Origin of the sequence: Tenacibaculum sp. FZY0031, assembly GCF_036350695.1 — a bacterium.
In the GTDB taxonomy this organism is placed as follows: Bacteria; Bacteroidota; Bacteroidia; order Flavobacteriales; family Flavobacteriaceae; genus Polaribacter.
The window spans coordinates 66,393-74,322 of record NZ_JAZDVY010000006.1; the positions used below are offsets into that span (position 1 = coordinate 66,393).

The 7,930-nt window shown below is 32.6% G+C and carries 8 protein-coding genes; 7 read left to right on the forward strand and 1 reads right to left on the reverse strand.

Annotated features, from left to right (window positions below):
* Positions 1 to 20: 20 nt before the first annotated feature.
* From V1T75_RS09855 to rodA, 7 genes are all read left to right on the forward strand, one after another.
* Positions 21 to 146, forward strand: coding sequence for a hypothetical protein (locus V1T75_RS09855; RefSeq protein ID WP_330488380.1), 126 nt, complete (start codon positions 21 to 23; stop codon positions 144 to 146).
* A 143-nt stretch (positions 147 to 289) separates the two neighbouring features.
* Positions 290 to 1,816, forward strand: a complete 1,527-nt coding sequence (gene purH, locus V1T75_RS09860) for a bifunctional phosphoribosylaminoimidazolecarboxamide formyltransferase/IMP cyclohydrolase (RefSeq protein WP_330488381.1) — start codon at positions 290 to 292, stop codon at positions 1,814 to 1,816.
* Positions 1,817 to 1,898: 82 nt separating this feature from the next.
* The gene (locus tag V1T75_RS09865) at positions 1,899 to 2,927 is read left to right on the forward strand and encodes a rod shape-determining protein (RefSeq protein ID WP_047790403.1); all 1,029 of its coding nucleotides are present in this window, start codon (positions 1,899 to 1,901) and stop codon (positions 2,925 to 2,927) included.
* A 16-nt stretch (positions 2,928 to 2,943) separates the two neighbouring features.
* Positions 2,944 to 3,771, forward strand: a complete 828-nt coding sequence (gene mreC, locus V1T75_RS09870) for a rod shape-determining protein MreC (RefSeq protein ID WP_330488382.1) — start codon at positions 2,944 to 2,946, stop codon at positions 3,769 to 3,771.
* Positions 3,764 to 4,270: a rod shape-determining protein MreD gene (mreD, locus tag V1T75_RS09875; RefSeq protein WP_330488383.1), complete on the forward strand. Its 507-nt coding sequence runs from the start codon at positions 3,764 to 3,766 to the stop codon at positions 4,268 to 4,270. The genes mreC and mreD overlap by 8 nt, the downstream gene beginning before the upstream one ends.
* Complete coding sequence (gene mrdA, locus V1T75_RS09880) at positions 4,267 to 6,153, forward strand: penicillin-binding protein 2 (RefSeq protein ID WP_330488384.1); 1,887 nt, start codon at positions 4,267 to 4,269, stop codon at positions 6,151 to 6,153. Before mreD ends, mrdA begins: the two co-directional genes overlap by 4 nt.
* Positions 6,134 to 7,411, forward strand: coding sequence for a rod shape-determining protein RodA (rodA, locus tag V1T75_RS09885; RefSeq protein WP_330488385.1), 1,278 nt, complete (start codon positions 6,134 to 6,136; stop codon positions 7,409 to 7,411). The genes mrdA and rodA overlap by 20 nt, the downstream gene beginning before the upstream one ends.
* Positions 7,412 to 7,640: 229 nt before the next feature.
* On the opposite strand, the gene rpsT is transcribed toward rodA, so the two are convergent.
* Positions 7,641 to 7,892, reverse strand: coding sequence for a 30S ribosomal protein S20 (gene rpsT / locus V1T75_RS09890; protein ID WP_028891217.1), 252 nt, complete (start codon positions 7,890 to 7,892; stop codon positions 7,641 to 7,643).
* Between the last annotated feature and the right edge of the window lie 38 nt (positions 7,893 to 7,930).

Here is a 7,930-nt window from a genome sequence, read left to right on the forward strand (position 1 = left end):
CCCCATTAATCCCCTTAAATATGAGCAGTAGAGAACATCCTTCTTATGCAGCATTAGGCAATGCTAATGCTCGTTCAGAATCTCAACAATCTTTAATAGAAAAATTCACAATCTGGTTTCGTAATTTTTTAGAAACGGCAGAGTAATTTTTTCTTTAAAAATTTTGTTGTAACAAAACACCACCAAAATAGTTTTCTTTTTGGTGGTGTTTTCAATCCTAAAAATTAAAAAAATTATTGTGTAGCGCCTACTGTTTTACTAGCTTTGCAAGCTTAACAACACAACAATAATGAACAATACAAAAACTATCAAATCAGCATTAATATCTGTTTTTCACAAAGACGGATTAGCCCCTATTGTAAACAAGCTTAACGAATTAGGTGTTACTATATACTCAACAGGAGGTACAGAAAAGTTTATCAAAGACTTAGGTATTGAGGTTGTACCAGTAGAAGATGTGACTTCTTATCCATCTATTTTAGGAGGAAGGGTAAAAACCTTACACCCTAAAGTTTTTGGAGGTATCCTAAACAGACAAGATCATGAAGGTGATGTTGCCGAAATGGAAACATACAACATTCCTCAATTAGATTTAGTAATTGTAGACCTTTATCCTTTTGAAAAAACTGTTGCTTCTGGTGCTTCTGAGCAAGATATTATTGAAAAAATTGATATCGGTGGAATCTCTCTAATCCGAGCAGCCGCTAAAAATTTTAAAGACACTGTAATTGTTTCATCAATGGAGCAATACGAGGAATTTTTAACTATTATTTCTCAAAACAACGGAAATACTTCGTTAAACGATAGAAAAAAGTTTGCCGCGAAAGCCTTTAATATTTCTTCGCATTACGATACTGCTATTTTCAACTATTTTAATGAAGATGAAGTTGTATATAAAGCCAGCGAAACTACTTCTAAAGTATTACGTTATGGAGAAAACCCTCATCAAAAAGGATTTTTCTTTGGTGATTTAGAGGCTATGTTTGACAAACTACATGGAAAAGAGCTGAGTTACAACAACTTATTAGATATTGATGCTGCTGTTAATTTAATAGCAGAATTTAAAGGTGAAGACCCAACATTTGCGATTTTAAAGCATAACAATGCATGTGGTTTTGCTCAGAGAAAAACTATTCACCAGGCCTATGTAGATGCCTTAGCTGGTGATCCTGTTTCTGCATTTGGAGGAATCTTAATTTCAAATACCAAAATAGACCAAGCTACTGCCGAAGAAATTCACAAATTGTTCTGTGAAGTGGTTATTGCTCCTGCTTATGATGCTGATGCTTTAGAAATTTTAAAAGGTAAAAAGAACAGAGTACTTTTAGTACAAAAAGAAATTGAGCTACCTAAACAAACCGTAAGAACAGCTCTAAACGGAGTCTTAGTTCAAGACAAAGACTATATCACCGATAAATTAGATGATTTAACATACCCTACTAACAATAAACCTTCAGAAAGTGAGTTAGAGGATTTGTTATTTGCATCTAAACTGTGTAAAAACACCAAGTCTAACACTATTATTTTAGTAAAAGACAAGCAACTATTAGCCGGGGGAACAGGTCAAACAAGTAGAGTTGACGCTTTAAGACAAGCGATTGAAAAAGCTACTAGCTTCAACTTTGACTTAACTGGGGCTGTTATGGCGAGTGATGCTTTTTTCCCTTTTCCTGACTGTGTAGAAATAGCAGACAAAGCAGGTATAAAAAGTGTAATTCAACCAGGGGGATCTATTAAAGACCAATTAAGCATTGATTATTGTAACGATAATGAGGTAGCAATGGTTTTTACTGGAACTAGACATTTTAAACATTAATTATACGGAGTGTAAAATACCCACAGATTTTTATTAGATTTGTGAGAATACATTAAAATTAAATATAAATAACGAAATCTTTATGGGTTTTTTCGATTTCATGACAGAAGATATTGCAGTAGATTTAGGTACTGCAAATACACTTATAATCCACAACGGTAAGGTGGTTATTGATAACCCCTCTATTGTTGCTAGAAATAGGCTTACTGGTAAAATTATTGCTACAGGCCATGAAGCTAGTAGGATGCAAGGAAAAACCCATGAAAATATCAAAACCATCCGCCCTTTAAAAGACGGTGTAATTGCTGACTTCCAAGCTTCAGAAGAAATGATTAAGGAATTTGTAAAGCAAATTCCTGCCATTAAAAAGAGGTTATTTCCACCATCTTTACGAATGGTTATTTGTATTCCTTCAGGAATTACTGAAGTTGAAAAGCGTGCAGTTATTGATTCTGGTCGCCATATGAACGCTAAAGAAATCTATTTGATTTACGAACCGATGGCAGCGGCTATTGGTGTTGGAGTTGATATTATGGAACCTAAAGGAAATATGATTATTGATATAGGTGGAGGTACTACCGAAATTGCTGTTATAGCATTAGCGGGCATTGTTTGTGATCAATCAGTAAAAGTTGCTGGAGATTTATTTACCAGTGATATTATGTATTACATGCGTACACAACACAATTTATACGTTGGAGAAACTACTGCTGAAAAAATAAAGTTACAAATAGGTTCTGCTACAGAAGATTTAGACACCCCTCCTGAAGATATGATGGTACAAGGTCGTGATTTATTAAGTGGAAAACCTAAACAAATTCAAGTTTCTTATCGTGAAATTGCAAAAGCTTTAGATAAATCAATTTTACGTATTGAAGACGCTGTAATGGAAACCCTATCTAAAACCCCTCCTGAATTGGCTGCCGATATTTACAATACAGGTATTTACTTAGCTGGTGGTGGTTCTATGCTTAGAGGCTTGGATAAACGTTTGTCTAGAAAAACAGATTTACCCGTTTATGTTGCTGAAGATCCATTACGTGCCGTTGTTAGAGGAACAGGTATCGCTCTTAAAAACTTGGAAAAATACAAAACTGTATTAATCAAATAAACTTGAATGATTATTTATGCAACAGCTTATTTATTTCTTACAGAAGTATAAGTATTTCTTATTTTTTCTATTTTTAGAAATCATCGCTGTTGCATTAATCATTAACAACCATTCTTTTCATAAAAGTAAGTTTATCAGTTCTACTAATTTTATTACAGGTGGACTATATCAAAAATCATCAAACATTTCGGAATACCTCAATTTAAAAGAAAGAAACGCTATACTGGTTGAAGAAAACCTAGCCTTGAAAAATACGTTAGAAAAAATCACCACCTATCTTGATAGTATCGCTACTAATCAGATTTTAGACACCGTAAAACTCGATCAAAATTATAGTTATATTTCTGGAAAAGTTATTAAAAACTCTTACCATAACGCTGATAATTTTATTACGATTAACAGAGGCAAAAGTCGTAACGTTTCAAAAGAGATGGGGGTTATAAATAGTAAGGGCATTATTGGTATTACAGATAATGTATCCAACAAATTTGCCAGAGTACAATCTATTTTAAATTCCAAAAGCAACATCAACGCTAAATTTAAAAACAACAATCATTACGGAACCCTAACTTGGGATGGTAAAGACTATAATATTGTCCAATTAACCGATATTCCACGTCAAGCTATTTTTAAAGAAGGAGATACTATCATAACTGGTGGAAGATCAACCATTTTTCCTAACGGAATTCCAATAGGAACTGTTGTAAAAGTACCTGAAGAATTATCTGCTGTAAACAGTATAAATGTTAAGCTCTTTAATGATATGTCTAACCTAGGTCATGTTTACATTATAACAAACTTACATAAAGAAGAAATAAAAGCTGTAGAAAACAACAATGAATAAAACGCTGTACTTAATATTCTTATTCGTTTTCCTCTTGTTATTACAAGTACTGGTTCTTAACAATGTGCTATTTTTAGGATATGTAAATCCTTATATATATATCGTTTTTATTTTCTTGTACCCTATTAAAGAAAACAGGTTCCCTCTTTTGTTAGTTGCTTTCTTAATGGGCATCTGTGTAGATGCTTTTGCTAATTCTGGCGGAATTCATGCCTTTTCTACTGTATTTATGGCTTATATACGCTTATTTGTATTTAAAGCTGTTTTTAAAAAAACAACTTCAGATTATCTACTTTTTAATCTAAGACATGAATCTTTTGATAAAGTATTCAATTATACAGCAACTTTAACATTAGTTCATCACTTTATTTTATTTAGTTTGACTAACTTTAGCTTTTATAACATTTCAAATGTACTCATCAATACACTATTTTCTAGTGTTTTTACGTTACTGTTGTATTTTTTAGGAAGTTTTATATTTAGGAAAAAGCTAACATGAAACGAAGTTTCTTACTTATATTTTTAATTACACTTATTGGAATAGTTTACATTTTTCGGTTATTTCAATTACAAGTAATACGCGGTGGTGAACAAAGTCTAACAAACAGTGCTACCATAAAGATTGAATACGACTACCCCGAACGTGGTTATATTTATGATCGTAACGGAAAACTCTTAGTTGCCAATCAATTATCTTACGACGTAATGATTATTCCTAAAGAAGTAGAACCCTTAGACACTTTAGAATTCTGCTCTCTTTTAAAAATCGATAAAGAAGATTTTATAAAGCGTTATAAAAAAGCAGAAAGTTATGCTCGTTGGCTTCCTTCAGTATTTTTAAAACAATTAGCTAAAAAAGACTATGCTTTCTTACAAGAAAAACTACCAAAGTACAAAGGTTTTTACATACAAAAACGTATAATTAGAAACTATCCTGTAAAATCTGCGGCCAATGTATTAGGCTTTATTAGTGAGGTTAACGAATATGTAGCTAAGAATAGTGATTATTATGAACAAGGGGAATTAATTGGTAAGCTTGGTGTAGAAAAACAATACGAAAAAGAATTAAGAGGTGTTAAAGGAAGAAAGTACTTTAAAAGAAACAACTTAAATAAAATTACGGGATCCTATAAAAATGGGATGTACGATACCCTTGCTGTGCCTGGTAAAGACTTAACCCTTACCATAGATAGTGAATTACAACAGTACGGAGAACTATTAATGTCTGGAAAAAGAGGAGGTATTGTTGCTATAGAACCTCAAACTGGTGAAATTTTAGCTCTTATTACAGCTCCATCCTACGACCCAAACTTATTAGTTGGGAGGCAACGTTCACCTAATTCAGTAAAACTTTTTAACGACAGTATCAATATGCCTACTTTTGATAGAGGTTTGCAAGCAATGTATGCTCCTGGTTCCCCTTTTAAAATACTTACTGGCTTAATTGGTTTACAGGAAGGAGTTATTGATGAAAATACTGGCTTTTATTGCCACCACGGATATCGTTACGGTAAGCGTCCCAATGCTTTTATGGGCTGTCACTGTAATATTATTGGAAGACCTGTTCGTTTAAAAACTGCCATTGCTAAATCTTGCAATACTTATTTTGCTAACACCTATAGAAAAATTATTGATAATTACGAAAATCCTACCATAGGTACTGATGCTTGGAGTGAACATGCTAAAAGTTTTGGCTTAGGTAATTATTTAGGCTACGACCTTCCTTCTGGTCAAAAAGGAAGGATTCCAACTGGAAATTTTTACGATAGAAGCTATGATTTCAGGTGGGGAGCTACAACCACTATTTCAAATGCTATAGGTCAAGGCGAAGTAGAAACCACTCCTATTCAACTGGCTAACATGACGGCAGCCATTGCTAACAAAGGCTATTTTTTCACTCCACACATCGTTAAAAAAATTGAAGACAAAACGCAGCTTGATTCTACCTATTTAACTCGTAGAAACACAACAGTTTCAGCAGAACATTTTCCTATTGCCATTGAAGCCATGTACGAAACATTTACCAGAGGTACGGCTAAACGAAGTAAAATTGAAGGGATAGATATATGTGGAAAAACTGGAACCGTTGAAAACTTTATTAGAGTAAATAAAAAGAAAGTTCAGTTAACTGATCATTCCATTTTTATAGCTTTTGCTCCGAAAGACAACCCTAAAATAGCCATCGCCATTTTTGTAGAAAACGGTGGATTTGGATCAACTATTGCTGCACCTATTACAAGTTTACTCATTGAAAAATACCTAAACAAATCAATATCGAGAAAATACCTTGAAGACCGTATGATTCACTTAAGCCTTCAAGAAAGATATGATAATCAATTATTAATCAAAAAAAGCGATACTATTGCGACAAGAACGAAATAATATTTTTGCAGGAATTGATTGGCTACTTGTTTTACTATACATAATATTAGTTGGCTTTGGTTGGCTAAATATTTATGCCGCATCTTCTTCGGAAGAATCAAGAGAAATTTTTGATTTCTCAACAAAATACGGTAAGCAATTAATTTTTATAGGACTCAGTATTCCTGTAATTATATTTATTCTCTTTTTTAATTCAAAGTTTTACGAACAGTTTTCCAGTTTAATGTATATTTTCTCTTTAGTTCTACTAGCTGGAGTACTCGTATTTGGTAAAAAAATTAATGGAGCAACCTCTTGGTATAACTTTGGAGGCATAGGCTTACAACCTTCTGAATTTGCAAAAGCTTTAACAGCATTGGCTTTGGCAAAATTAATGAGTGACAGGCAGTACAACCTTAAATTAGTAAAAAACCAAGCCAAAGCTTTTATTATCATCTTTTTACCTGCTTTTTTTATCGCCCTGCAACCTGACATGGGATCTGTTTTAATATACTTTGCGTTCTTCTTTGTATTAAATAGAGAAGGTTTAACACTCGCTTATATTTTATTTGGCACCATCGCTATTATCCTCTTTATATTAACAGTGTATTTTGGCGCAAAATGGATTCTCATTTCCTGTCTTCTCCTTATCACTTTTATTGTTTTTTATGGAGTTTATAAAGACAAGCGCTTTTTTCGTTTCAATATCATAAAAATTATTGGTTCCTATCTTTTTGCTATTTTTTTTATTTTAGGAATTAGCTATACTTATAACAATATCTTAGAACAACATCAAAAAGATCGATTTGATATCCTATTAGGTAAAATACAAGATAATAAAGGTATTGGTTACAATTCTTATCAATCTGAAAAAACCATCAGCTCAGGTGGCTTTTCTGGAAAAGGTTTTTTACAAGGAGATAGAACACAAGGGAACTTTGTTCCTGAACAGCACACAGACTACATATATAGTACTGTTGGTGAAGAATGGGGCTTTATAGGGAGTTCTTTTGTAATTTTTCTATTTATGTTGTTACTCTACAGAATTATTTATTTATCAGAAACACAAACAAACAAATTTGCAAGAATATACGGTTATAGTGTTGCCTCTATTTTCTTTTTCCATATGATTGTTAATATTGGTATGGTAATAGGACTATTACCAACTGTAGGAATTCCCCTACCCTTTTTTAGCTATGGGGGATCATCTTTATGGGGCTTTACCTTACTCCTTTTCATATTCATTCGCCTAGACGCCCACAAAAAATACGATTGGTAAAAACAGCAATAAACTTCTTTCGTTTTTTTAACAGAGCTATCAAGCCAGTTCGTTCATTAACTTTCTATAGGTAAAACAAATGCAAAATCACCCTTATCATCTACAAAAACCTGTTTGTTTACGTTGAACAACTTAGTATAAAAACAGGCATTTATTATAAATATAATTATAAACAAAAACGCTTCGGTAACATACCGAAGCGTTTAACTATTAACTAACCTTAAAACTCTTATAAAGCTGCAACGTGCTTAGCCAATTTAGACTTTAAATTTGCTGCTTTATTCTTATGAATAATGTTGTTCTTTGCTAATTTATCTAACATAGACACAACAGTCGAAAACATTCCTTCTGCTTCCTTCTTATCTTCTGTAGCTCTTAATTTTCTAACAGCATTACGAGTTGTTTTATGCTGATATTTATTTCTTAAGCGCTTTGCTTCGTTACTTCTAATTCTCTTTAATGCTGACTTATGATTTGCCATTGTACTAATGCGTTAATTGTTTATAAAAAACTTGTAGT